Annotated in this window: 22 protein-coding genes; 9 read left to right on the plus strand and 13 right to left on the minus strand. The window is 65.6% G+C overall.

Annotated features, from left to right (window positions below; all coding sequences use genetic code 11):
* Positions 1-21: 21 nt before the first annotated feature.
* Entirely contained in the window at positions 22-984 is a 963-nt protein-coding gene (locus R2676_RS10910; protein ID WP_206274609.1) for a GlxA family transcriptional regulator, read from the minus strand.
* Positions 985-1073: 89 nt separating this feature from the next.
* Here R2676_RS10910 and R2676_RS10915 point away from each other — a divergent pair, with 89 nt between their 5' ends.
* The 6 genes from R2676_RS10915 (at position 1074) to R2676_RS10940 (ending at position 8046) form a co-directional block, all read left to right on the plus strand.
* Positions 1074-2333, plus strand: coding sequence for an MFS transporter (locus R2676_RS10915; protein ID WP_206274610.1), 1260 nt, complete (start codon positions 1074-1076; stop codon positions 2331-2333).
* Positions 2334-2440: 107 nt separating this feature from the next.
* Positions 2441-3847 (plus strand): alkaline phosphatase family protein, encoded by a 1407-nt coding sequence (locus tag R2676_RS10920; protein WP_206274611.1) that lies wholly within the window; start codon positions 2441-2443, stop codon positions 3845-3847.
* Positions 3848-3917: 70 nt separating this feature from the next.
* On the plus strand, positions 3918-4262 hold the full coding sequence (locus R2676_RS10925; protein ID WP_206274612.1) for a hypothetical protein: 345 nt from the start codon (positions 3918-3920) through the stop codon (positions 4260-4262).
* 52 nt (positions 4263-4314) lie between these two features.
* Positions 4315-4719, plus strand: a complete 405-nt coding sequence (locus tag R2676_RS10930; protein ID WP_206274613.1) for a GNAT family N-acetyltransferase — start codon at positions 4315-4317, stop codon at positions 4717-4719.
* Between the two features lie 152 nt (positions 4720-4871).
* Positions 4872-6419: a methyl-accepting chemotaxis protein gene (locus R2676_RS10935; protein WP_206274614.1), complete on the plus strand. Its 1548-nt coding sequence runs from the start codon at positions 4872-4874 to the stop codon at positions 6417-6419.
* A gap of 190 nt (positions 6420-6609) precedes the next feature.
* Positions 6610-8046 (plus strand): M20/M25/M40 family metallo-hydrolase, encoded by a 1437-nt coding sequence (locus tag R2676_RS10940; protein ID WP_206274615.1) that lies wholly within the window; start codon positions 6610-6612, stop codon positions 8044-8046.
* Between the two features lie 302 nt (positions 8047-8348).
* Here R2676_RS10940 and R2676_RS10945 read toward each other — a convergent pair whose 3' ends face one another.
* A complete protein-coding gene (locus R2676_RS10945) occupies positions 8349-9122 on the minus strand; it encodes an SDR family NAD(P)-dependent oxidoreductase (protein ID WP_206274616.1) in 774 nt (257 codons plus the stop codon).
* A gap of 117 nt (positions 9123-9239) precedes the next feature.
* Positions 9240-9821: a CGNR zinc finger domain-containing protein gene (locus R2676_RS10950; RefSeq protein WP_206274617.1), complete on the minus strand. Its 582-nt coding sequence runs from the start codon at positions 9819-9821 to the stop codon at positions 9240-9242.
* A 149-nt stretch (positions 9822-9970) separates the two neighbouring features.
* On the opposite strand from R2676_RS10950, the gene R2676_RS10955 reads away from it, so the two are divergent.
* The gene (locus tag R2676_RS10955) at positions 9971-11041 is read left to right on the plus strand and encodes an NAD(P)H-dependent flavin oxidoreductase (protein ID WP_206274618.1); all 1071 of its coding nucleotides are present in this window, start codon (positions 9971-9973) and stop codon (positions 11039-11041) included.
* A gap of 334 nt (positions 11042-11375) precedes the next feature.
* On the opposite strand, the gene R2676_RS10960 is transcribed toward R2676_RS10955, so the two are convergent.
* Positions 11376-12293, minus strand: coding sequence for a LysR substrate-binding domain-containing protein (locus R2676_RS10960; RefSeq protein ID WP_206274619.1), 918 nt, complete (start codon positions 12291-12293; stop codon positions 11376-11378).
* A 158-nt stretch (positions 12294-12451) separates the two neighbouring features.
* On the opposite strand from R2676_RS10960, the gene R2676_RS10965 reads away from it, so the two are divergent.
* On the plus strand, positions 12452-13717 hold the full coding sequence (locus R2676_RS10965; protein WP_206274620.1) for a serine hydrolase domain-containing protein: 1266 nt from the start codon (positions 12452-12454) through the stop codon (positions 13715-13717).
* 71 nt (positions 13718-13788) lie between these two features.
* Here R2676_RS10965 and amaB read toward each other — a convergent pair whose 3' ends face one another.
* The 8 genes from amaB to R2676_RS11005 form a co-directional block, all read right to left on the minus strand.
* On the minus strand, positions 13789-15321 hold the full coding sequence (gene amaB / locus R2676_RS10970; protein ID WP_206274621.1) for an L-piperidine-6-carboxylate dehydrogenase: 1533 nt from the start codon (positions 15319-15321) through the stop codon (positions 13789-13791).
* Positions 15322-15388: 67 nt separating this feature from the next.
* Positions 15389-16453 carry an ABC transporter substrate-binding protein gene (locus R2676_RS10975; protein WP_051530925.1) on the minus strand — a complete coding sequence of 355 codons (1065 nt, stop codon included), beginning with the start codon at positions 16451-16453 and terminating at the stop codon, positions 15389-15391.
* A 26-nt stretch (positions 16454-16479) separates the two neighbouring features.
* A complete protein-coding gene (locus tag R2676_RS10980) occupies positions 16480-17613 on the minus strand; it encodes an NAD(P)/FAD-dependent oxidoreductase (protein ID WP_206274622.1) in 1134 nt (377 codons plus the stop codon).
* Positions 17606-19036, minus strand: coding sequence for an FAD/NAD(P)-dependent oxidoreductase (locus R2676_RS10985; protein ID WP_206274623.1), 1431 nt, complete (start codon positions 19034-19036; stop codon positions 17606-17608). Before R2676_RS10985 ends, R2676_RS10980 begins: the two co-directional genes overlap by 8 nt.
* Complete coding sequence (locus tag R2676_RS10990) at positions 19036-19362, minus strand: (2Fe-2S)-binding protein (protein ID WP_206274624.1); 327 nt, start codon at positions 19360-19362, stop codon at positions 19036-19038. The genes R2676_RS10985 and R2676_RS10990 overlap by 1 nt, the downstream gene beginning before the upstream one ends.
* Positions 19363-19375: 13 nt before the next feature.
* Positions 19376-20170: an ABC transporter permease gene (locus tag R2676_RS10995; RefSeq protein WP_027679828.1), complete on the minus strand. Its 795-nt coding sequence runs from the start codon at positions 20168-20170 to the stop codon at positions 19376-19378.
* 10 nt (positions 20171-20180) lie between these two features.
* Positions 20181-21038 (minus strand): ABC transporter permease, encoded by an 858-nt coding sequence (locus R2676_RS11000; RefSeq protein WP_092971011.1) that lies wholly within the window; start codon positions 21036-21038, stop codon positions 20181-20183.
* Positions 21035-22099 carry an ABC transporter ATP-binding protein gene (locus R2676_RS11005; RefSeq protein WP_206274625.1) on the minus strand — a complete coding sequence of 355 codons (1065 nt, stop codon included), beginning with the start codon at positions 22097-22099 and terminating at the stop codon, positions 21035-21037. Before R2676_RS11005 ends, R2676_RS11000 begins: the two co-directional genes overlap by 4 nt.
* Before the next feature lie 187 nt (positions 22100-22286).
* Between R2676_RS11005 and R2676_RS11010 the strand changes: the two genes are divergently transcribed.
* A complete protein-coding gene (locus R2676_RS11010) occupies positions 22287-23129 on the plus strand; it encodes an IclR family transcriptional regulator (RefSeq protein WP_206274626.1) in 843 nt (280 codons plus the stop codon).
* Here R2676_RS11010 and R2676_RS11015 read toward each other — a convergent pair.
* A complete protein-coding gene (locus R2676_RS11015) occupies positions 23114-24553 on the minus strand; it encodes an FAD-binding oxidoreductase (RefSeq protein WP_206274627.1) in 1440 nt (479 codons plus the stop codon). The genes R2676_RS11010 and R2676_RS11015 overlap by 16 nt on opposite strands.
* Positions 24554-24557 lie beyond the last annotated feature (4 nt).

Raw genomic sequence — 24557 nt, forward strand, 5'->3', positions numbered from 1 at the left:
CGGATTCATGGGCGTGGCGTGCTAGGCGGCCAGACGTGTGTGCCCCGACCGCCCCGAGCGCCGCACCGATTGCGGCGGCTGCCCGAATACGCGAATGAACGCACGCCGCATGCGTTCGGGGTCTGCAAAGCCCACGGCGCGCGCGATGTGCTCCAGCGATTCATCGCCGGCTTCCACGCGCGGCCGGGCGATTTCGGCACGGAGTTTTTCGATGGCCTTGGCGGGCGTCTGGCCGGTCTCGGCCACGAAGGCGCGGTCGAACTGGCGGCGGCTCAGGTGAGCGACTTCGGCCAGGCGGTCGACGTCCAGCGCTTCGTGCAGGTGTTCGCGCGCGTAGCCCAGCGCACGCGCGATGCGGCTCGATGCGGGGTCCAGCTCCAGCAAGGTTGAAAACTGCGATTGCCCGCCGGGCCGCCGGTGATAGACCACCAGCTCGCGGGCCACGGCGCGCGACACGTCGACGCCAAGGTCTTCCTCGATGAGCGCCAGCGCCAGGTCGATGCCCGACGAGATGCCGGCCGACGTCCACACCGGCCCGTCGTGGATGAAGATGTGGTCGCTCTGCACCTGCACGCGCGGATAGCGCCGCTGCAGCAGCGCCGCCATGCGCCAATGCGTGGTGGCGCGGCGGCCATCGAGCAGGCCTGCCGCCGCCAGGGCAAACGCGCCGGAGCACACGCTCGTCATGCGCCGCGAGTGCGCCGCTGCTTCCCGCACGAAAGCGATCAGCCGCGGCGAGAACGCGTCTTCACGCGGGCCATTGCCGCCCGAAATGATCAACGTATCGAAGGCCGGATCGTCCAGCCCCTGCGTCTGCATGACGAGGCCGGGCGCGCTTTGCACCTGCGCGCCGCCTTCGGACAGCACGTCGATCCGGTACGCCGGCTGGGCTGCCAGGCGGTTCGCTACGTCAAAGGCCGTCAGCGGGCCGGTGAAATCGAGCAGGCTGCAGCCCGGAAACACCAAAAAGCCGATTCTGCGCATGATGGCTTGAAATGAGGGATTAACGTCATTTAGGCCTGATGTTGCTCCGCCAGACTGCTGCTGTCAAACGCATTTCTGGAGAGACGATCATGACAACCGCGATGTGCTTGCCGGCCACGTCGACGCCGATGTCGCGCCATCACCGCTGGAAGGTGCTGGGCGTGGGGGTGGCCGCCAATGCGAGTTTTTCGGCCGCGTTTTCGGGCATCCCGACGACGGCCGTGTTCATCCGCTCGGCGTATCACCTGGGCAATGCGGAGCTGGGCGTGGCGTTGGGCGCGCTGGGGCTGGGCATCGCCATCAGCGAGCTGCCGTGGGGCTTGCTGACCGACCGCTGGGGCGATCGCACGGTGCTGCTGGCGGGGCTAGGGCTGACCGCGCTGGCGCTGTTCGTGATGGCATGTTGCGTGGTGCCGCTGCATGGCAACGTGCCGCCGCTTGCGTGGCTGGTGGGCGGCATGCTGAGCGTCGGCCTGCTGGGCGGCAGCGTGAACGGATCAAGCGGCCGCGCGGTCATGGGCTGGTTTCGCGAAGGCGAGCGCGGATTGGCCATGAGCATCCGCCAGACCGCCGTACCGCTGGGCGGCGGCATTGGGGCGCTCGTGCTGCCGAGCCTGGCCGCGCATGCCGGGTTTGCCGCCGTCTACGGCGCGCTGGCGGCGGCGTGTGCATTGACTGCGGCGCTGACGTGGCTGTGGGTGCATGACGCGCCGGACATGGTGAATGCCGTTGCGCAAGCAGCCACGCCGGGCAGCACCGGCCCGCTGCGCGATCCAACGCTGTTGCGCATGGCGCTGGCCATCGGGCTGCTGTGCGTGCCGCAAGGGGCCGTCGTTGCGTTCGCCACGGTGTTCCTGCGCGACTTTGCGCACGCCAATGTGCTGACGCTCAGCCTGACCATGGCCGCGGTGCAGGGCGGGGCGGCCGTCATGCGCGTGTGGAGCGGCCGCTGGACCGACCGCCACGGCCATCGCCGCGCTTATCTGCTGGCGTGTGCGCGGTTGAGCGTCGCGCTGTTCGTCGTGCTGGCCGGCGTGGCATGGATGACCTCGGCGCTGTCGGTCGATCCGTCGGTCATGCGCGTGGCGCTGGTGGCGGCTGTGGTGGCGGGCGGCATCTGCGTATCGGCGTGGCATGGCGTGGGCTATACCGAGCTGGCGACACTGGCCGGTGCTCAGCGCGCCGGCACGGCGCTGGGGCTTGGCAATACAGGCGCGTTTGCCGCGCTGGGGCTCACGTCGCTGTGTCTGCCGCAGGTGCTGGCGTGGTCGTCGTGGCCGGTGGTGTGGCTCGTGGCCGCGGGCAGCGCGCTGGTTGCGTGGCGTGTGCTGCCGACGCAGCGTCCATAGGCGCACGCAGCGCCAATCCCCTCGTTTCTTCCTATAGTGAGCCGCAGGGCGCCGCCCGCCGCGGCCCCGCAAAACGAAGCAACGCAACGAAACGAGGGGGGGGCACCATGGCAGGCTTGGGCGCAATCGACCACGTGGTCGTGCTGATGTTGGAGAACCGGTCGTTCGACAACCTGTTCGGCACGCTGTATTCAAAGAGCGCGGAATTCGACGGTCTGTCGGGCGAAGAGACCAACCCCGACGGCGGTGGCCAGCCGATCCGCGTATGGACGACGCCCGCGCCGGCCAACGTGATGACGCTGCCCAATCCCGACCCGGGCGAACTCTTCACCGATATCAACCAGCAGCTCTTCGGACAGCAGATGCCGCTGGGGCAGACGCCCACCATGCAGGGCTTCACCACCAACTACGCCAAGAACGGTGGCGACCCGCGCGACATCATGCATTTCTTCACGTCGGACCAGCTGCCCGCGCTCAGCACGCTGGCACGCAATTACGCCGTGTGCGATGCGTGGTTTGCCTCGGCGCCGTGCCAGACGTGGCCGAACCGGTTCTTTGTCCACACCGGCACCGCGCACGGTTATCCGAACAACTCGCCGGTGCATTTTCCGTACTTGATGCCGACGCTGTTCAACGCGCTCGACGGCGTGGTGCCCGACGACTGGGCCGTCTATTACCACGACTTCGCACAGTCGCTCACGCTCACGCGGCTGTGGCTGCATCTGGACCACTTTCATCTGTTCGACGATTTTCTCGACGATGCATCCAGCGGCAAGCTGCCCTCGTACAGCTTTATCGAGCCCCGCTACTTTGCCGATCTCGACTGGCCCAACGATATGCATCCGCCGCACGATGTCGGCTACGGCGATGCCCTGGTCGCGCAGGTGTACAACGCGCTGCGCAGTTCGCCGCAGTGGCATCAGACCCTGCTCATCATCACTTTCGATGAGCACGGCGGCTGCTTCGACCACGTGCCGCCGCCCGCCGTGGTGCCGCCCAGCCCGCCGCAGCCGGGGCAGCTTTTCGCGTTCGACCGGCTGGGCGTGCGCGTGCCGGCGGTGGTGGTGTCGCCGTGGATTCCCAAGGGCACGATCTTCCGCTCGAATGTGGCGCAGCCGTACGATCACACCGCCATCATCAAGACGCTGCGCATGCGCTACAACATCCGGACTCCCCTCACCGCCCGCGACGCCAGTGCGCCGGATCTCGGCCACGTGCTCGAATTGAGCGCGCCCGATGACGACCGCGAGCCCGTCGTGGCCCGTGTCATGGCCGCGAACCCAGCCGGTTTGCAGGCCGCCCGCAACGCCCCGCTCAACGACTTCCAATGGGCCATGCACGAGTCGGCGTCGATGCTGGCGCCGCTGGGCACCGGCATCAGCATTGACGACCACGTGCGCAACCTGTCGACCGATCAGCAGCCGCCGGTGCCTGCTGCACAGAATGCCCAGCAGGCGGCGCAGCACATCAAGGACGTGCTGGCATCGATGGATTTGCCGTATGCGGGGCAATAAGGGCAGATTATTTTTTAGTGATAACCCGGGCATAATCGCCACGCCTAGTCATCTATAAAAAGGGGGTTACGTGGCGTCGGTTCATATTTCCGGTTTTCCGGCATTGGTTTGGGCAGCAGGCTTTGTGGCAGTTGCAACTGTGCCGGTTTGGTTTGGCGCACAAGCTGTGGGCGCAGATCGGGCGACCATGCCCCGCTCCGCACTCGCATTGGTGCTTGCCTTGGTGGCGTCTTATGCATCCTTGTTTGTTGCCGGTCCCGTCGCGATTATTGTGGCGCCGCTTCTCTGCATGGCGATCTTCAAATACGTCCTAGACAGCTCGTTTCTAGGTTCCTTCTTTCTAGTCGTGATTTCTGCCACTGGTTTGTGGCTGGCGGCCAAGTTGTTTATGTCTGGCATCACGCTTTCGGTCTAACGGGTTGCCGTGTTGCTACCAGCGTTGTTGATCCGTCCTGTTGGAGCTGGCGATGAACCCGCGCTCCACGCCCGAACAATGTGAAGCCTGGGCCCCGACCGACTACGACGTCGCCCAATGGAATGAGCGTTTCCGCCGCATCCAGCCCTTCGTGGCGGAACTCGACGGGCAGCCTGTCGCTTATGCCGATTTGCAGGCGAACGGCTATATCGATCACTTCTTCGTATCAGCCGCGCACGCGCGACGAGGCATTGGCCAACAACTCATGCATCACATCCTGGAGCTGGCGGCGCAGCGTGAGGTGTCGCGCATGCAAGCGCATGTGAGTTTGAGCGCCGAGCCGTTCTTTGCCAGCAACGGGTTTCGGGTGGTCGTGCGCCAGACCGTGACGGTGCGCGGTGTTCCGCTGGATAACGCGTTGATGGAGCGGATGCAGGCCGAGTGTTTCACCCGTTGAACGCGCGTGCAGCCAGCTGCAGTACCGACCGTATATTCAGTACAAACCACTAGAACTTGATTAAAGATTGCTGACTACCTGTCGTTAGTTTTGCTAAGGTCGGCGCCCCACCGGCAACCGCGACGTTTTACTCCTAGCAATCCACGGCAGATATGAAGACGCTCTCCATCAAGGCCCGGCTGGCGCTGGTCCTGTTTGTTCTGGCTGTATTCCTGGCGGGCGTCGGCGCGCTGGGGCTGTACGGCAACATGCGCTCCAACAACGCGCTCAAGGAAACCTATTCGAACCAGCTCGCATCCACGCGTGCGCTGGGCCAGGCGATTTCGCGGCTGGTGCAGGCCCGTACCGCGCTGGATCGAGCCGTCTATGAGACGAACGATGCCAAGATCGCCGACCTGGTGAAGGCGGCCCGCGAGCAGATCAAGGCAAGCGACGACGGCTGGAACGCCTACAACGCCCTGCCGTTTGCCACGCCGGAAGAGGAGCAGACCGCTGGCGAGGCCAAGCGCCTGCGCGATGCATTCTTCAACGACGGTCTGAAGCCTGCTCTGGCAGCGTTCGACAGCCACGACTACGCCACCGCGCGCCCGCTGGTGCTCGACAAGCTGTACGAACTGTTCGTCCCGTACGCCGTCAAGGCCGATCGCCTGAACGCCATCCAGGCGGAAATTGCCGCGACGGCTTACGGCAATGCCCAGTCGTTCTTCAGCGGTCTGGTGTGGGCGTTCATCATCGTGATTGCCGTGGGCGTCGCGCTGGCCGCCGGTTGCTACCTCGTCCTGTCGCGCGCCATCTCGCGCCCGCTCGCAGAGATGCTCGTGCACTTCCATGAAATTGCGGGCGGTAACCTGACCACCGACGTGCGCATCCACTCGCGTGACGAGATGGGCCTGCTGATGGAAGGCCTGCAGCAGATGCAAGCCAAGCTGAAGGAAACCGTGGTGACGGTGCGTCGCGGCAGCGAGTCGATTGCCTCCGCCACGCAGCAGATCGCCGCGGGCAACACCAATCTGTCGCAGCGCACGGAAGAGCAGGCCAGCTCGCTGGAAGAAACCGCATCGAGCATGGAAGAGCTGACGAGCATCGTGAAGCAGAACGCCGACAACGCGCGTCAGGCGAGCACGCTGGCCGTCAACGCCTCCGAGATTGCCGTGCAGGGCGGTGCGGTGGTGCAGGACGTGGTGACCACCATGGGCGAGATCAGCGAATCGTCGCGCAAGATCACCGACATCATCGCCGTGATCGAAGGCATTGCGTTCCAGACCAACATCCTGGCGCTCAACGCCGCGGTGGAAGCGGCGCGTGCCGGTGAACAGGGTCGCGGCTTTGCCGTGGTGGCCGGTGAAGTGCGCACGCTGGCACAGCGCAGCGCAGGTGCTGCCAAGGAAATCAAATCGTTGATCGAAGATTCCGCCGCGCGTGTGGAATCCGGCTCGACGCTGGTGGCACGTGCGGGCAAGACGATGGAAGAGATCGTCGTGGCCGTGAAGCGCGTGACCGACATCATGGGCGAGATCAGCGCGGGCTCGGCTGAGCAAAGCACCGGTATCGAGCAGATCAACGAAGCCGTCACGCAGATGGACGACGTGACGCAGCAGAACGCTGCGCTGGTTGAAGAAGCCGCGGCCGCTGCGCAGGCGCTGGAAGAACAGGCGGATGAGTTGCGTCGTGCGGTGGCGGTGTTCCGTGTGGCGATGTAAAGCACGTTCCTGATGGGTTGCCCCGGCAGCGAAATGGCTGCCGCGGCGCTACACTCCGGGGTCGGCCTTCGGGTCGGCCCCGCTTTGTTTTATGCGGTGCACTCAGAAGCCGCTCATGGCCTTGCTACGCCCCTCGAGCCGCTCGCGAAGAGCCATGAGCCGGTTCACATAACGATTATTCGGAGGTGTCATGCGTTTCCAGTGTCGTCGTGTTCCCGTTCGCGTCTTGGTGTCTGCAGCCGTGTTGGCATGCAGCGCCGGCGCGTTCGCTCAGAGCATTCCCGCCAGCAAGCCCGCGCCCACCACGCTCACGCCCGAGCAGCAGCGCTACCACGACATCTATAAAGAGCTGGTCGAGATCAACACGACGCATTCGGCCGGTGACACGACCAAGGCCGCCCGTGCGATGGAAAAGCGCCTGCGCGATGCCGGCTTTGCCGCCGCCGACATGCAGGTGTTGGAGCCCTTCCCGAAGAAGGGCAATCTGGTGCTGCGCTTCAAGGGCAGCGGTGCCAAGAAGCCGATGCTGCTGCTGGCCCACATTGACGTGGTGGAAGCCAAGCGCGAAGACTGGAAGACCGACCCATTCACGCTGCAGGAGACCGACGGCTATTTCACCGCGCGCGGCGCGATCGACGACAAGGCGATGGCCTCGGCTTTTGTGTCAGTGCTCGGGCAGCTCAAGCAGGAAGGTTTCAAGCCGTCGCGCGACATCATCCTGGCGTTGACCACCGACGAGGAACGCGGCGATGTGCCGACCAATGGCGCGTACTGGATCGTCAACAACAAGCCGGAGCTGGTGAAAGCCGAATTCGGCATCAATGAAGGCGGTGGCGGCGAGCTGCGCAACGGCAAGCCGGTGCTGCACCGCATTCAGGTGGCCGAGAAGATGTACACGACGTATGAGTTGGAAGTGCGCGACGTGGGCGGACACAGTTCGGTGCCGACGAAGACGAACCCGATCTATGCATTGTCGGCGGCGCTGGATCGGCTGGGGGCGTATCAGTTTCCCGTCAAGCTGGCCGACGTGACGCAGACGTACTTTGCCCGCAGCGCGCCGCTGGCCACGGGGCAACTGGCGGACGACATGCGTTCGGTCGGCACCGGCAAGCCGGACCAGGCCGCGATCGATCGGCTCTCGGCCATTCCGTTCTACAACGCCCAGTTGCGCACGACGTGCGTGGCGACCATGGTCAACGCCGGCCACGCCGAAAACGCGCTGCCGCAATCGGCCAAGGCCACTGTCAATTGCCGCATCCTGCCGCACGATGATCCGGCGGATATCGATCGTCAGCTGAAGCAGGTGATCGGCAACGAGAAGATCAGCGTGCGCTACATCAACAAGCCGCTGGCGAGTCCTGCGTCGCCGCTCAATGGCGACTTGGTGAAGACGGTGGAAGCGCTGACGCAGCAGATGTGGAATGTGCCGGTGATTCCTGCCATGAGCACCGGTGCGACGGACAGCCGGTTCATGCGCAATGCCGGCATTCCGATGTATGGCGTGTCGGGGTTGTTTACCGAGCCGGCTGACCTGCGCACGCATGGTCTGGATGAGCGTATCGAGATTGCGCGGTTGTATGACGGGCGGGAGTTTCTTTATCGGCTTGTGAAGCAGTTGGCTGAGTAAATCGTTGGGCGCGGCTTGTTCGTGTTGGTTTTTGTTGGGTTTCGGCCCCTGGCGGGGCCGACTTACTTTCTTTGTCTTGCCAAAGAAAGGTAAGCAAAGAAAGGCGCGCCCGATGCGGCGACCCCTTCCTTGAATTTCCGTGACCGCGCGGGGAAGGAGGCAAACTCGCTGCGCTCAGACAGCCTCCTTCCTTTTTCCGCCCGCTCACAAAAATTCAAGGCGCCGCATAGGGCAGGGTACGGCCACACCGTCCGTGTACCTGGGCTGGCGTCTTAGCCAGCCTCGGCAGGAGGAGCGGGTTGTTAGATGAAGCCGCCGTCGGTCATCAGGGTGCGGCCGGTGATCCAGCGGGCGTCGTCCGAGGCCAGGAAGGCGATGGCGTCGGCGATGTCTTCCGGCTCGGCCAGGCGGCCCATCGGGGTTGATTCGCGCATGCGCGCTTTCACTTCATCGGGAATCGGGGCGGTCATGTCGGTGCGCGTGAGGGCGGGGGCCACGGCGTTGACGGTGATGTTGCGGGGGCCCAGTTCTATGGCAAACGCGTGGGTGAGGGCGCTGACGGCCGCCTTGCTTGCCGCATACACCGCCAGCCCTGCGCGGGGCCGGTACACCAGGCTGGAAGACACGTTCACGATATGTCCGCCGCGTGCCGGCACATGCGGCAGCACCGCTTGCGTGACGAGAATCGTCGAGAACGCATTGGTGCGGAACTGTGCGTCGAACGATGCGAGGTCGATGCTGCCGACCGGCTGGTTTTCCAGAATGCCGGCATTGTTGACGAGGATGTCGATGGCGCCGAAGGCTTCGCGCACGGTGCTCACCATTGCGTCAACGGACACGGCGTCGCTCACGTCGGCCTGCACGGCAATGGCTTGTGCGCCGGTGCTGCGGATGCGGTTCACCACGGCGTCGGCTTCCGCAGCGTTGCTGCGATAGACCACGGCCACGCGCGCGCCGTCGGCGGCCAGTCGATGCGCTACGGCGGCGCCGATGCCGCGTGATCCTCCGGTGACGATGGCGGTGCGGCCCGCCAGGCGTTGCGCGTTCGTCGATGGGGTGGTTTGAGTTTCGGACATGCTGTTCTCCTGAATGGGTGCGATGTTTCGGGAGAACAGGTTACGAACCCGCCAGCTTGTGCGCAGCCCGTTTGGCCGCGACGCGGCGTTCCAGCATTGGAACGACCGAGGCTGCGATCAGCCCTGCTGGCGTTTGCGGTATTCCGCCACCTTATGCCGGTTGCCGCAGACGGCCATGCTGCACCAGCGGCGCTTGTGCGACTTGGTGCGGTCGTAAAACCACAGCGTGCATTCGGGGTGTTCGCACACGCGCACGAGCTGGAAATCGCCTTCGGCGAGCAGATGCGCGGCGGCTTCGGCCAGCGGCGCCAGGCATTGCTCGACCGAATCGGTGGGGCGCAGGCGCTCGACGCGCGGGGTGCTGTTTTCCCAGACCAACACAGGATGGCTTGGCGCCTGCCGCAGGAACACGTTCAGCGCATCGGCGTTGGCCGCACGGCCTGACTTGCGTGCTTCCACCAAGGTGCGAATCACTTCGCGCAGGTGCCGCGCCACGGCCAGCAGTACGCCAGGCGCATAGCCGCCTGCCACGGGCTCCGCGAGCCAACCGGCGCGCACCAGCCAATCGGAGACATCGACGTCGTTCTGCCAGAAATCGTGCGGCTGGCCGTTGACGTTGGCCACGGTGTTGAGCATGTCCAGCACCGGATCGTCGGCGATCAGCAGGGGAGCATCGGCGGCAGCAGCGGGTGCGGGCATGGCGGTGTTTAAGGAAGGCGGCGAGCTGAATTGTAACCAAGTTAACGCGCTATACAGGTTACCTGTTGCGACTGCGTTCCAGCGGTTCCATCCGGTGAAAAGCCTGCCGCATTACCATGTGTCATCCAAGTAACTCGCCGGAGACGATCATGAGCGCATGGCCCGATGCTCGCGTGCTGGAGTTGTTCAACATCGAAGTGCCCATCGTGCTGGGGCCGATGGCGGGCGTGGCCGGCGTGGAGCTGGCAATTGCCGTGGCGCGGGGCGGGGGCCTCGGATCGCTGCCGTGCGCGATGCTCAACGTCGACCAGATCCGCCAGCAGGTCGAGCAGTTCCGGGCGGCCGTGCGCGGCCCCATCAACCTGAACTTCTTCTGTCACACGCCGCCGCAGCCGGACCCCGAGCGCGATGCCAAATGGCGTGCTCATCTGGCGCCGTACTACGCCGAGTTCGGTATCGATTTGAATGCGCAAGCGCCGGCCGTCAACCGGGCGCCGTTCGACGAGGCGACCTGCGCGCTGGTGGAGGAATTGAAGCCGGAGGTGGTGAACTTCCACTTTGGCCTGCCGACACCGGAGCTGCAGGCCCGCGTGAAGGCCGCAGGCGCGAAGATCATCTCCGCCGCTACCACAGTGGAAGAAGGGCGCTGGCTGGAAGCACGCGGCGTAGACGCCATCATCGCCATGGGCAACGAGGCGGGCGGCCATCGCGGCATGTTCCTCGCCAAGACGATCGAATCGCAGGTCGGCACGTTCGCGCTGGTGCCGCAGGTGGCCGATGCGGTGAAGGTGCCCATCATTGCAGCCGGCGGCATCGGCGATGCGCGCGGCTTGGTGGCAGCGTTGGCGCTGGGGGCATCGGCGGGGCAGATCGGCACGGCCTACATGCTGTCGCCGGAGGCCAAGACGTCGGCCATTCATCGCGCGGCGCTCAAGCAGGCAACGGATGCCGACACCGCGCTCACCAATTTGTTTACCGGCCGGCCGGCGCGCGGCATCGTCAACCGGCTGATGCGCGAGATCGGCCCGATGAGCCCGTTTGCGCCGGCCTTCCCGACAGCCGGTGGCGCGTTGGCGCCGCTGCGCGCCAAGACGGAGCCGACCGGCTCGGGCGATTTCATCAATCTGTGGTCGGGCCAGGCCGGCCAGCTGGCCACGGAAGACTCGGCCGAAGCCATCACGCGGCGCATTGCGGCACAGGCGCTCGAGCGGCTCACCTGAGTTTTTCTGCTGCATTGTTTCCCGCGCGGGCGCGCCAGACGGCGTGCCCGTTTTGTTTCGCATCACAAATCGGCATGCGAGCGATGGGAAAATTTCATGTAACTTGAAAAACTAAATTTAAGGAGTTAGTCCGCCGCCGCCGCAGCAGCTGCTCGCGGTGTGGGCCGCAATGACACCATCTTCATTCCGCCCGACACGGAGGCCTTCCACCGCGACCTGCCGGATGCTGATCCACTTTGTCGACAGCGGCCACGTTGCGCTGGAGACGCACCATGCGGAAATTGGTGCCCGCATGCTCGACTTCCTTGGCCGCGCGGTGAAGTAACGTGCGGCGTCAAGGCATCGGCTGCATGGTGGCTTCGGCGGCAAAGCGTTCGCGCAAGAACGCCACCAGCGCCTTCACTGAAGGCGGCACGCCTGCGCGCGACGGATAGAGCGCGTGCAGGTCGGCCGGTTCAGGCGTCCAGCCGCGCAGCACCCTGCGTAGTTGGCCACTGGCAAGCGCCGCATGGCAGCAATGCTGCGGCAGGATGGTCAGGCCCAGGCCCGCGATGGCGGCTTCACGCAGGGCGATGATGTTGTCGCTGGCAAAGCGCGGGCGAATCGGCAGCGACAGCCGATGGCCGCGCGCATCCTGCAGCACCCAATCGCGGCTGCGGGTGAGCGAGCCCTGCCCCAGGCAGGGAAAGTCTTCCAGCGAAGCCGGCGTGTCCGGCTCGCCCACACGCGCAATCAACGCGGGGCTGGCCACCAGCACGCGCGGCGAGACCACCAGATGCCGCGCCACCACATCGCGCGAGGGCAGCGGCCCGGTTGCCGCGCGGATCGCCACGTCAATGCGCTGCTCGATCAGATCGACGTATGTGTTGGACAAGTCCAGCTCGATGCGCAGCTTCGGATGCGCATCGGCAAATTCGGCCAGCCAACCCGCCAGCAGCGTTTCAGCGAGCAACGGCGAGGTGCCGACGCGCAGCACACCGGCCGGTTCGCTGCGTGCTGCACCGGCCAGCGCTTCAATGGCCGCAGACGCATCGGCCATGTCGCGCGCATGCCGGTACACCGCCTCGCCAACCGGCGTGACCGATACGCGATGGCTCGAGCGCTGCAGCAGCCGCGTGCCGAGCTGCGCTTCCAGTTCGGCAATGCGCCGGCTCAGGCGCGACTTGGGGATGCCCGTGGCGCGCTCGGCGGCGGAAAAGCCGCCGGCTTCCACCACGCGCGTGAAGAGGTACAGGTCGTCGAAGCGCTTCATGTCGGGACGGGGTTGCGGTCGAACCGCATTGAAGCATAGGCGCCGGCAGGCGCACTCGCGGCCCATGGTTCGGCGCTGTACAGTGTCGCTGGGCGCGCTGCACGGGTCAGCGTCGGCGCAGGCCGGATCGGAGTCTGGCATCAATGCAAGGAGAAGGCATGGACAGGCAAGGCACGCAAACGCAGGGGATGTCCCGCGATCGGCTCGATCGCGTCGAGCGCTTTATCGACGACGCCTACATTGCGACCGGCAAGCTGCCCGGTACGCTCACTCAGGTGTGGCGGCGCGGCGCGCTGGCGTTGAACTCCGTGCTGGGTTGGGCCGACCGCGAGCGCCAAGTGCCGCTGGCTGAAGACTCGATCTTCCGCATCTATTCGATGACCAAGCCGATCACGTCGGTGGCGTTCATGATGCTGGTGGAGGAATGCAAGGTCGCGCTGGACGATCCGGTCAGCAGATTCATCCCCGCATGGAAAAACCTGGGCGTGCACGTTGGCGGCTTCATGGAAGGTTTCCAGTCGCGCCCGGTCAAGCGCCCGATGCGCATGGTCGACCTGCTGCGCCACACCTCCGGCCTGACTTACGGCTTCCACCAGAACACCAACGTCGATGCGGCGTATCGGCGGCTGAAACTGGGTGACGTCGTCACCGGTGGCACGCTCGACGAGATGATCGAGAAGCTGGCCGGCGTGCCGCTTGAGTTCTCGCCCGGTGAGGCGTGGAACTACTCCGTTTCCACCGATGTGCTCGGCTACCTCGTCGGCAAGATCAGCGGCATCCCGTTCGAGACGTTCCTGAAGGAACGGATCTTCGATCCGCTGGGCATGGTCGATACGGCCTTCCATGTGCCGGAGGAGAAGGCGTCGCGCTTCTGCGCGTGTTATGCCGTGGGCGCGCTTGGCACGAACGCGGTGTCCGATCGCGCGCCGGTCTTGCAGGACGATCCCCGCACCAGTCCGTATCTGAAGCCGCCCAGTTTCATCTCGGGCGGCGGTGGCTTGCTCTCGACGGCGGCCGACTACCTGCGCTTTTCGCGCATGCTGCTGCAGGGCGGTGAGCTGGACGGCGTGCGCCTGCTGGGGCCCAAGACGGTGGCGCTGATGACCGCCAACCATCTGCCGGGCGGGGCCGACATGTCGAGCTTGTCGCCGCATTCGATGTTCAGCGAGGCCGCGTATGACGGCGTCGGATTCGGACTGGGCTTCGCCACCACGATCTCGCAGGCCGCTACGTTGATTCCCGGCAGCACGGGCGATTTCTTCTGGGGCGGCGCGGCCGGCACCTTCTTCTGGGTGGATCCGCAGGAAGACCTGATCGGCCTGTTCCTGACGCAGGTGCTGCCTTCGTCTGCCTACCCTGTGCGGCGGCAATTGCGCACGCTGGTCTACAGCGCGATCACGGACGTGGGCGGCGCGGCGCGTTGAGCGCCTGTTGACCATCAAGGCGGCGGAGCATCGCGCGCCGCCGCCCGAACATCACATCGATCAGACGCGGATCAAACGTCGAACCGAACGCCCTGCGCCAGCGGCAGCGCGCCGCTGTAGTTGACGGTGTTGGTGGCGCGGCGCATGTAGCCCTTCCACGCGTCCGAGCCGGATTCCCGGCCGCCGCCGGTTTCCTTCTCGCCGCCGAATGCGCCGCCGATCTCGGCGCCCGACGTGCCGATGTTGACGTTGGCGATGCCGCAGTCGCTGCCCGCCGACGACATGAAGCGTTCGGCGTCGCTCAGGTTGGCTGTGAAGATCGCAGACGACAGGCCCTGCGGCACGCCGTTCTGGATCGCGATGGCCTGTTCGGTGTCGCCGTCGTACGTCACGACATAGAGGATCGGCGCGAAGGTTTCGCTTTCCATCACCTTGGTCGGCTTCGGCATCTTGACCAGCGCAGGACGGACGTACCAGGCGTCGGCGCCGAGGTCTTCACGCACGCGCTCGCCGCCCAGCACTTCGCCGCCTTCGGCGCGGGCCTGCGCGAGTGCCTGCTGCATGCCGTCGAAGGCGGCCTGGTCGATCAACGGGCCGACCAGCGTGCCGTCAGCCAGCGGGTCGCCAATGGCGATGCTCTGGTAGATCTTTTCCAGGCGAGCGAGCAGCGTATCGGCCACCGAGCGGTGCACGATCAAACGGCGCAGCGACGTGCAGCGTTGGCCCGCGGTGCCGACGGCGGCAAACGTGATGGCGCGCGCCGCCAATTCCAGATCCGCTGACGGCGTGACGATCATCGCGTTGTTGCCGCCCAGCTCCAGGATGGAGCGGCCGAAGCGTTCCGCCACCTTCACGCCCACCTGGCGGCCCATGCGCGTCGAGCCCGTGGCGCTGACCACCGGCACCAGGTGGCTGGCGACCAGCGCTTCGCCCACGTCGCGCCCGCCGATCAGCAGTTGGCTCAGTCCGGCAGGAATGGCGCCCGGCTTCTCTGCATTGAACGCGTCGACCACCTGCTGCATCAGGTGGTGGCATGCAATGGCGGTGAGCGGCGTCTTCTCCGACGGCTTCCACACGATGGCGTTGCCGCACACCAGGGCGAGCGCGGCGTTCCACGACCACACCGCCACCGGAAAGTTGAACGCCGAAATGATGCCCACCACGCCCATCGGATGCCACGTTTCCATCATCCGGTGCCCAGGGCGCTCGCTGGCGATGGTCAGGCCATGCAGTTGCCGCGACAGGCCGACGGCGAAGTCGCAGATGTCGATCATCTCCTGCACTTCACCCAGGCCCTCGGAGGTGATCTTGCCCGCCTCCAGCGACACCAGTTCGCCCAGCGCCGCCTTGTGCGTACGCAGCACCTCGCCCAGGCGGCGCACGAGTTCGCCGCGCACGGGTGCCGGCACGATGCGCCATGCCAGATACGCCTGATGCGCACTCTGGATGGCAGCCTCGGCCTGGCCGGCGGTATGCGATTTCACGGTCGCCAATACCGTGCCATCGCGCGGGGCGCGGCTCGTCCAGTCCGTGCCTTCATAGGCCTTCAGGTCCAGGCCGAGGGCCTTCAGTACGGTCTGCAATCGTGTTCGGGAATCTGACATGGCGTGAGTCCTTGCTCTTCTCTCGTGTTCAATCGAAAAACTGTTGCGATGCGGTGATGTGTAAGGCTCAACGCTCGACGATGCGGTTCCAGCGCTTGCTCCACTCGGGGCGCTCGGCGTTGATCACGTCCCAGTCCAGCGCAACGGCCGTCTTCAGGATGGTGTTCATCTTGTTTTGCTCTTCTGCCGCCTTGCCCTTGAGCGGGGCCTTCGGGTTGACTGGATTGTAGGAGCCGTTTTCCATGGCGAGCGCCTGAGCTTCGGGACTGATCAGATAGTCCGCCAGCTTCTGCGCCAGCTCGGCATCCGGATTGTTGGCCAGCACGCACTGCGCTGTGAGCAGAACGACGGCGCCTTCCTTGGGCGCGACGAATTCCATCGGGATGCCCTTGGACTTCATCAGCTCCACCTGCGTGAGCGTGTACGGGAACAGCGCCGCATCGCCGGCCTGCATCATCTCTACCACCTTCGACGAGTTGGGGATGTACTCGACCACGTTCGGGCCGATGGTGGTCGGCCATGCCTTGAAGGCCGGGTCGACGTTCTTTTCCGTGCCGCCCTTCATGCGGTTGAACATCAGGAAGGCATCGAGCCCGAACGAAGAAGCCGGCATGGATTGCACGACCACCTTGCCCTTGTATTTCGGGTCAGCCAGGTCGCCCCACGAGGTGGGCGGCGTCCAGCCCTTGTCGGCAAAGATCTTGGTGCTGTAGGCCAAGCCCGTCAGGCCCATCGACAAGCCCACCGCGTAGTCCCCCTTGAGGTGCGCAATGGCGGGCACCGCCGACAGGTTGGCCGAGGGCTTGAGCTTTTCGCACAGCCCCATGCCGATCGCGCGGAACATGACACCGTCGTCCAGCGTCATCACGTGCATCTGCGCCTTGCCTTTGGTGGCTTGCGCCTTGGCGAGGATGTCGGTCGAGGTGCCGGGCACGACGACGACCTTGACGTTGTTGGCCTTCTCGAACGGCGGGAATACGAACTGCGTGTAGGTGCGTTCCATGTTGCCGCCGTTCATGCCGATGTATAGCGTCTTGGTGTCGGCGTGGGCGGCGCCCGCGGCGAGCAGGGCCATACCGGCAGCCGCAGCAATGACGGACGTGAACGATGTTTTCGCGTGTTTCACAAGCATGGTGATCTCCTGGGGCATCAAGTGCATCAAGCTGCGGGTGGCAGAAAGCGTTGGATGGAAAAGGGCTCGATCGGCGTGGTGGTGCGGCCTTCGGCGATCAGCTCGGCCATGACATCGCCCACGCCCGGGCCGAGTTGGAAGCCGGCGCCGGCAAAGCCGAACGCGTGGAACAGGCCGGGGCGGCGGGCACTGGGGCCAATCACGGGCTGGTCGTCGGGCAGGTTGCCTTCGGTGCCGCTCCAGGTGCGGATGATGTGGGCACCGGTGAGCTGCGGCAGCAGCGCCGCCAGTTGCGGCAGCTGGCGCAGGATCGCCACGTGCGACGAGCGTGCGCGCTGGTCATCCAGCACGTAGCCGCGCCCGCCGCCGAACACCACATTGCCGCGCCGAACCTGGCGGCAGTAAATGCCGCCACCTTCCACGCCCAGGCTCCAGGGCAGGAAGAACGGCAGCGGCTCGGTCACGCCCATGGTGGGCGGGATGGTGAACATCGGTACGGGCTCGCCCCATTGCGCGGCAAACTGGGCGGCCCAGGCGCCCGCGCAGTTGACGAGCGCAGAGGCTTTGACCTCCAGATCGCGATCATGCTGGCGCGCATGGACGACGAAGCGCGCACCATCGTGCTCGACCGATTGCACCGGCGCGTGCTCGCGCACATCGGCGCCGGCAGCCTGCGCGGCGCGAGCGAACGCGGGCGACAGCAGGCGCGGATTGGCTTGTCCGTCTTCCGGGCACAGCGAGCCGCCGACGATCTGTTCGCCGCCCATCGGAAAAACTCTCTGCAGCGCGGCCCGGCCCTCGATGAGCTTCAGCCCGAGGCCAAACCCCTCGCTGCGCGCTGCATAGCTGGCCAGCGATTCCATGTCCGCCACGCTGCGCGCGATCTTGAAGTGCCCGCTGCGCTCGTACTCGGCCTCGGTGCCGATCAGCTCGGTCAGGCGCCCCCAGATCTCGTGCGAACGCTGGGCCAGCGGCAGCTGCTCGATGGAGCGCCCCTGGCGCCGTACACCGCCAAAATTGACGCCGCTGGAGCGCGAGCCGCACAGGTCGCGTTCGAGCAAGGTGACGGCCAGCCCGCGCCGCCGCAGGAACAGCGCCGTGGCGCTGCCCATGATGCCGCCGCCGATGATGGCCACGTCGCATGCAAGCTGCTCACGCATGGTGGTCCTCCGGTTCGATCACCTCGGTCACATCCAGCGGCAGCGGCTTGATCGGTGCCTGCCCGCGCAGTCGCCCCACCTGTGCCAGCGGCACGGACTGCGCGTGCGCCAGGATTTCTGCGGCCGACGCGCCGCACATCCGGCCCTGGCAGCGGCCCATGCCGACCCGGCACAGCGCCTTCAGGCGGTTCAGTTCATGCACGCCGCATTCCGCGGCCGTCTGGCGCAGGGTGCCCGCGGTGACGTTTTCGCAGCGGCACACCACCAGGTCGTCGCTGGCGTGCGCGGCCCAGTCATCGGGAAACGGGAAGGCGATTTCCAGCGCGTGGCGGAACCGCTCGATCTTCTGCAGGCGCTGGCGCAGCGCAGCCACACGATCGGTATCGACGGTGATTTGCCGATCCTGCAACACGGCGAGCGCGGCCAACTCACCGGAGTACTCGGCTGCGTCGGCACCCATGATGCCCGCGCCGTCGCCCGCCAGATACACGCCCGCGACGGAGCTGCGCCGCATCGCATCGATGCGCGGCACATGGCAGCGGTGCAGCGCAGAAAACTCGAACGCGCAGCCCAGCAGGTCGGCGAGTTGGGTTTCGGGCCGCAGCGCGTAGCCCAGGCCCACCGCGGAGCACGCCGTGCGCTGTTCGCGGCCGGCGCTGTCTTGCCACACGAGCTGCTCGACCGCCGCATCGCCTTCGGCGCGCAGCAGTCGCACGCCATGATGCATGGGAATGCCGTGCAGCTTGAGCCAGCAGACCAGCGCCAACCCCTTGGCCATGACGGCGGGCTGGCCCAGCATGGCCGGTGCCGCCTTGTAGCGCGCGGAGACCGGTGCGGTGTCGAGCACCGCCACGACATTCGCGCCGGCCTTCGCGTACTGGCAGGCCACCAGATACAGCAGCGGGCCGGTGCCGGCAAACACCACGGCATCGCCAATCGCACAACCCTGATATTTGAGCGCGACTTGCGCACCGCCCAGCGTATAGACGCCGGGCAGCGTCCAACCTGGGATGGGCAGCACGCGGTCGGTGGCGCCGGTCGCGACGATCACATCGCGCCAGGGCAGGCTGCTGACCGCGCGCGTTGGCACGTGCAGCAGGTCGAGCAGATCGGGCTGGGCATTCCAGACCAGGGTCTGCGGGTGGTAATCGATCTGCGGTTGGAGGCGGTCGAAGGTGGCGTGTATTGCCTGCGCACGTTCGGCTTCGGTGCCGTACAGATCTGCGGCGCTCCGGGCGAAGCCGTCCGGCTGGCGGCGATAGATCTGGCCGCCCGAGCGCGGCGCTTCATCCAGCACGACGGGTTTGAGGCCGTGCGCCAGCAGCGTCTGTGCCGCACGCACACCTGCCGGCCCGGCACCGATGATGACGGGCTGCAGGTCCACTTGCGATTGCCGCTGCAGCGTGGGGGCGGGTTGCGTCATCACGCGGCTCCCTCGTTGCCGGCCGGCTGCGTGCAGATGTGCATGCCGGGTTCGATCATGGTCTGGCAGGCGCGCAGCGATCTGCCGTCGGCCAGCCGCACCCAGCAGTCCTGGCATGCGCCCATCAGGCAGAAGCCGGCGCGCGGCTGCTGGCTGAATTCATTGATGCGCAACTGGCGTGTGTGCGTGAGCACGGCTGTCAGGACGGTGTCCCCGGCGAGGGCTTCAGCGGGCTGGCCGTCCAGCACGAAGGCCACCGTGGGGCGGTTGCGCTCTTTGAGGCGCTGGAGCTGCGCGCAGGCAGAGCGGTTTGCAGGAGCATTCATCGTGATCTCTGTCTCAATGCTTGCCGATCAGGATTCGGTCCAGGCCGTAGACCTTGTCCAGCAGCAGCATCAACGCGAGCGTGAGGAAGACGATCAGCGCCGAGACGGCGGCCATCATCGGGTCGAGCGATTCCGTGGCGTACATGTACATGCGCACCGGCAGCGTGACGGTGGCGGGCGACACCACGAAGATCGACATCGTCAGTTCATCAAAGCTGTTGATGAAGGCCAGCAGCCAGCCGCCCGTGATGCCCGGCAGGATCATCGGCAGCGTCATGCGGCGGAACACCGTCAAGCTGCTTGCGCCCAGCGAATAGGCGGCGTGCTCGACCGAGTGGTCAAAGCCCACCAGCGCCGCCATCACCAGCCGCATCGTGTACGGCGTGACGATCAGCGCGTGCGCGAAGATCAGCCAGCCGAAGCTGCCTTGCCCGCCCACCAGCGAGAACATGCGCAGCAGCGCCACGCCGAGCACAAGGTGCGGAATGATCAGCGGCGACAGAAACACGCCTTGCAGATACTGCAGCCCCGGCGCGCGGTAGCGCACGATGGCCATGGCTGCCGGCACCGCCAGTGCGGTCGACAGCGTGGCTGCCGCCAGGCCCAGCCAGAGGCTGTTCCAGAACGACTGCACGAAGTCGGGGTGATGCAGCACCTGGTCGAACCAGCGCAGCGAGAAATGACTGGTGGGCAGCGTGAGCGTTTCTTCGGGCGTGAAGGCGACGATGCACACGATCACCAGCGGGGCCAGCATGAAGGTGATGACGAGCGCGTTGAAGATGAGCGCGAGCGGTCCGTTCTTTTGCATGTGCGCTCCTTCAGCCCAACGTCTTCTTGTAGCGGCCTTCGATCATGCGGTTCCAGCCGAGCATGATGACGAGGTTGGCCGCCAGCAGGATCAGCGCGATGGCTGCGCCCAGCGGCCAGTTCAGTTCGTTCAGGTATTCGTCGTAGATGAGCGTGGCGACCATCTTCACGCGGCGCCCGCCCAGCAGGCCCGGAATGGCGAACGAGCTGGCCGCCAGGCCGAACACGATCAGGCTGCCCGACAGAATGCCCGGCATGACCTGCGGCAGCACCACACGGCGCAACGTCGTGAAGTGCGATGCGGACAATGAAAGCGCGGCGTTTTCCACCCACGGATCGAGCTTTTGCAGTGACGTCCACACCGGAATCACCATGAACGGCAGCATCACGTGCACCAGCGCAATCACCACGGCCGTCTCGTTGTACAGCAGCTTGACCGGGCCGATGCCGACCGCCTTGAACGCCGCATTGATCAGGCCTTCGGGCCCGAGCAGCATGCTCCAGCCGAATGCGCGCACCACGACCGAGATCAGCAGCGGCGCAAGGATGATGAGCAGGAAGATCGAGCGCCAGGGCTTGCGCATCCGGCTCAGGATGTAGGCCTCGGGCGCGCCGATCAGGATGCAGATCAGCGTCACGAGCGCCGAGACGCGCAGCGTGCGCCAGAAGATTTCGTAGTAGTACGGGTCTTGCACCACGTGCAGGTAGTGCGCAAACGTGAAGGTGCCCGCAATCGGGCCCTTGTCGGCGTCGAATGCGTTGAACGACAGCATCACGCTCAGCGCGAGGGGCACGAACAGCATCACGCCGAAGAGCGCCAGCGCAGGGCCGGTCATGCTCCACGGCACCCAGATCGGTCTGCGGCTCATGCTGCGGTCCCCTGGGTGCCGATCACGCGCACATAGCGGTCTTCCCAATCCACGCCGACGGTCTGACCCACTTCGCGCGGGGCATCGCCATCGTTCACGGCGGACACCAGCATCGCGCCAAGCGGCGTGTCGACGGTGTACATCCACTGATTGCCGAGGAAGAAGCGTTCGGTCACGCGGCCTTCGCAGCGGCCGGTGCCGTCGGCGTTGCACGTCATTTTTTCGGGGCGCAGCGCCAGCACGACCTTGTTGCCCAGGGGCGTGCCAGGCGGCAGTGCCAGTTGCACGGCCCCGACCGTTGCGCGACGTTCGCCATCGGCACCGGACACCACTGCCGCATGCAGCAGGTTGGCCTTGCCGACAAACGTCGAGATGAACGCGTTGCGCGGGTGCTCGTACACCGCCAGGGGCGTATCCACCTGCGTGATGCGGCCCGCTTCCATGACGACGACGCGGTCGCTGATCGACATGGCTTCGGCCTGGTCGTGCGTGACCATGATGGTGGTCGTGCCGACCTTGCGCTGGATTTCACGCAGCTCGAACTGCATCTCTTCGCGCAGCTTGGCGTCCAGGTTCGACAGCGGCTCGTCCAGCAGCAGCACCGGCGGTTTGATGACCAGCGCGCGTGCCAGGGCCACGCGCTGGCGCTGGCCGCCCGACAGCTCACGCGGGTAGCGGTCGATATGTTTGTCCAGATGCACGAGCGCCAGCGTCTGCAGGGCGCGCTCGCGGCGTTCCGCTGCCGGGCACTTGCGCATCTCCAGCCCGAACTCCACGTTCTCGCGCACCGTCATGTGCGGAAACAGCGCGTAAGTCTGGAACACGATCCCCAGGCCGCGCGCGTTGGCCTTTGCGCGGGTGATGTCCTTGCCGTCCAGCTCGATCGAGCCCTCGGTCACCTCTGCAAAGCCCGCAATCATCTGCAGCGTGGTCGTCTTGCCGCAGCCGGATGGGCCCAGCAGCGAGACGAATTCGCCCTTGTGCACGTTCAGGTTGAAGTCCTGGACGACCCGGAGGTCGCCGTACTGCTTGGAGACATGGTTCAGGCGCAGAAAACTCATCGGTGATCCTTTGCGACCGGGGGCGTCGCCAGACTCTTCCAATTGAACAATATGAATATGCTATTGCAACAGGTGTGCCAAAACATCGATTTCGCCTAGGTGTATACGCTGTAGTTGGAATTTTTCTCGTATTTATTCCGTTCATCGGAATACAATCGATCAACCAAATTCAGTCCATTCCAGCTTTATGTCCGTAGATTCCGACGACGACGCGCATCAGCGCAGCGCCATGCACCGCACCTTCCAGATCTTGCGCACCATGGCGGAGCAGCAGCACCAAGGTGTGCGCGTCACGTACCTGGCCAAGACGCTGGGAATGACGCCTGCCACCACGCACCGCCTGCTGCAGGGGCTGACGCAGGAGGGCATGGTCGAGCAGGATCAGCAGAACAAGCTGTACCGCCTGAGCCTGGATCTCTTCTGCCTGGCGGCCCAGGCGGGCGCGGTCAACGACTTGCGCTCCGTCGCCCGGCCGGCCCTGCTGCGGTTGAATGCCAGCCTGGGCGACACGGTGCTGCTGCTGGTGCGCTCGGGCTTCGATGCGGTATGCCTGGACCGCGTGGAGGGGCAATACCCGATTCGAACCTTCACCGGCGATGTGGGCGGCCGGATCGAACTCGGCGTCGGCCAGGGCGCGCTGGTGATCCTTGCGCACCTGCCCGAGGCCGAGCAGGAGGAAGTGCTGCGCTACAACCTGCCGCGCATCCGGCACTACAGCGTCTACGACGAGGTCTATCTGCGCTCCGAGGTCAGGAAGGCACGCGAGCGCGGCTACAGCGCCAAGACGGACGGGCTGCTCGAAGGCATGGCCGGTATTGCCGTGCCCGTGTTCGATCGCAACGGCAACGTCGTCGCCGCGCTTTCCGTGGGTACGCTCGCCAACCGCCTGAGCGCCGATCGTCTGCCCATCGTCTACGACATGCTGCTGCGCGAGGCCAATCGCCTGACTACGCAGATCAATCCGTTCGATCCGACGCTGCGCCGCCCGATGCAGTCGATGGCCGTGAGCGATACCTATCGCGCCATCTGACCCGGCCGCCGTTCGAGCACGCGCCCCGGGTTCAGCAGGCATTGCGGGTCGAGTGCCTGCTTGATCGTCTGCATCAACTGCAGGGCCACCGGCGCCTTGTAGTGCGGAAGGTGGTCGCGCTTGAGCGCGCCGATGCCGTGCTCGGCCGAGATCGAACCGCCAAAGCGGTGGACGGACTGGTACACCGCATCGCCAATCGCAGCCTCATGCGCGGCAACGAACGCCGCAGCGTCCGCACCGGCCGGCGGCTGTACGTTGTAGTGCAGGTTGCCGTCGCCCAGATGCCCGAAGTTGATGAGCCGCAGGCCGGGCGCGAGCGCGTGCAGTTGCGCATCGGTCTGCGCCACGAACTCGGGGATGCGCGAGATCGGCACCGAGACATCGTGTTTGATGTTGGGCCCTTCGGCGGCCTGGGCCAGGGTGATGCTCTCGCGGATGTGCCACAGGTCGTGCGCTTGCCGGATGTTTTCGGCAATGATCGCGTCGGTCACGATGCCGTCTTCCATCGCCGTTTCCAGCAGGTGTTCGAACTGTGCGCGGGCATGCGCCTCCGATTCACTGTCGGACGCTTCCAGCAGCACGCACCACATCGTTTCGCGCCACATCGGCACGCGCAGTTGCGGATAGTGCGTGTCGACCAGCCTGAGCCCTTCCTGGCTCATCACCTCAAAACCCGTGAGCGCCGCAGACAGATGCCGGTGCGACAACGCCAGCAATGCCGTGGCGGCTTGCAGCGAAGGCACCGCGGCCCACGCCGTCAATTGCGCGGCCGGTTGCGGATACAGCCGCAGCGTGGCCGCCGTGATGATGCCCAGCGTGCCCTCGCTGCCGATGAACAGATTGCGCAGGTCATAGCCGGTGTTGTCCTTGCGCAGGCCTTGCAGGTTTTCCCAGACCTGGCCGTCGGCCAGCACGACTTCCAGCCCCAGGCACAGCTCGCGCGCATTGCCATAGCGCAGCACCTGCGTGCCGCCCGCGTTGGTCGCCAGGTTGCCGCCGATGGTGCAACTGCCTTCCGCACCTAGGCTCAGCGGGAACAGCATGCCGGCATCGCTTGCCACGCCCTGCAGCGACTGGAGCACGCAACCGGCGTCCACCGTCATCGTCATGTTGGCGGCGTCGATGGCGCGCACGGTCTGCATGCGGCGCAGGCTCAGGATGATTTGCTCGCCGCTGGCATCGGGCACCGAGCCTTCCACCAGCCCTGTATTGCCACCCTGCGGCACGATGGACACACCGGCTTGTGCGCACGCGCGCACGACCGCAGCCACATCGGCCGTGCAGTCGGGCCGCACCACGCACAGCGCCTTGCCGCGCACGCGCTGGCGCCAATCGGATTCGTATTCGGCGCAGTCGTCGCCGGTCAGAACGTTGGCGTCGCCCACGATGTCGCGCAAGGCCGGAATCAGGTTGTCGGGAGTCATGGCA

The sequence above is a fragment of the Ralstonia flatus genome, from assembly GCF_958439105.1.
Classification (GTDB): Bacteria; Pseudomonadota; Gammaproteobacteria; order Burkholderiales; family Burkholderiaceae; genus Ralstonia; species Ralstonia flatus.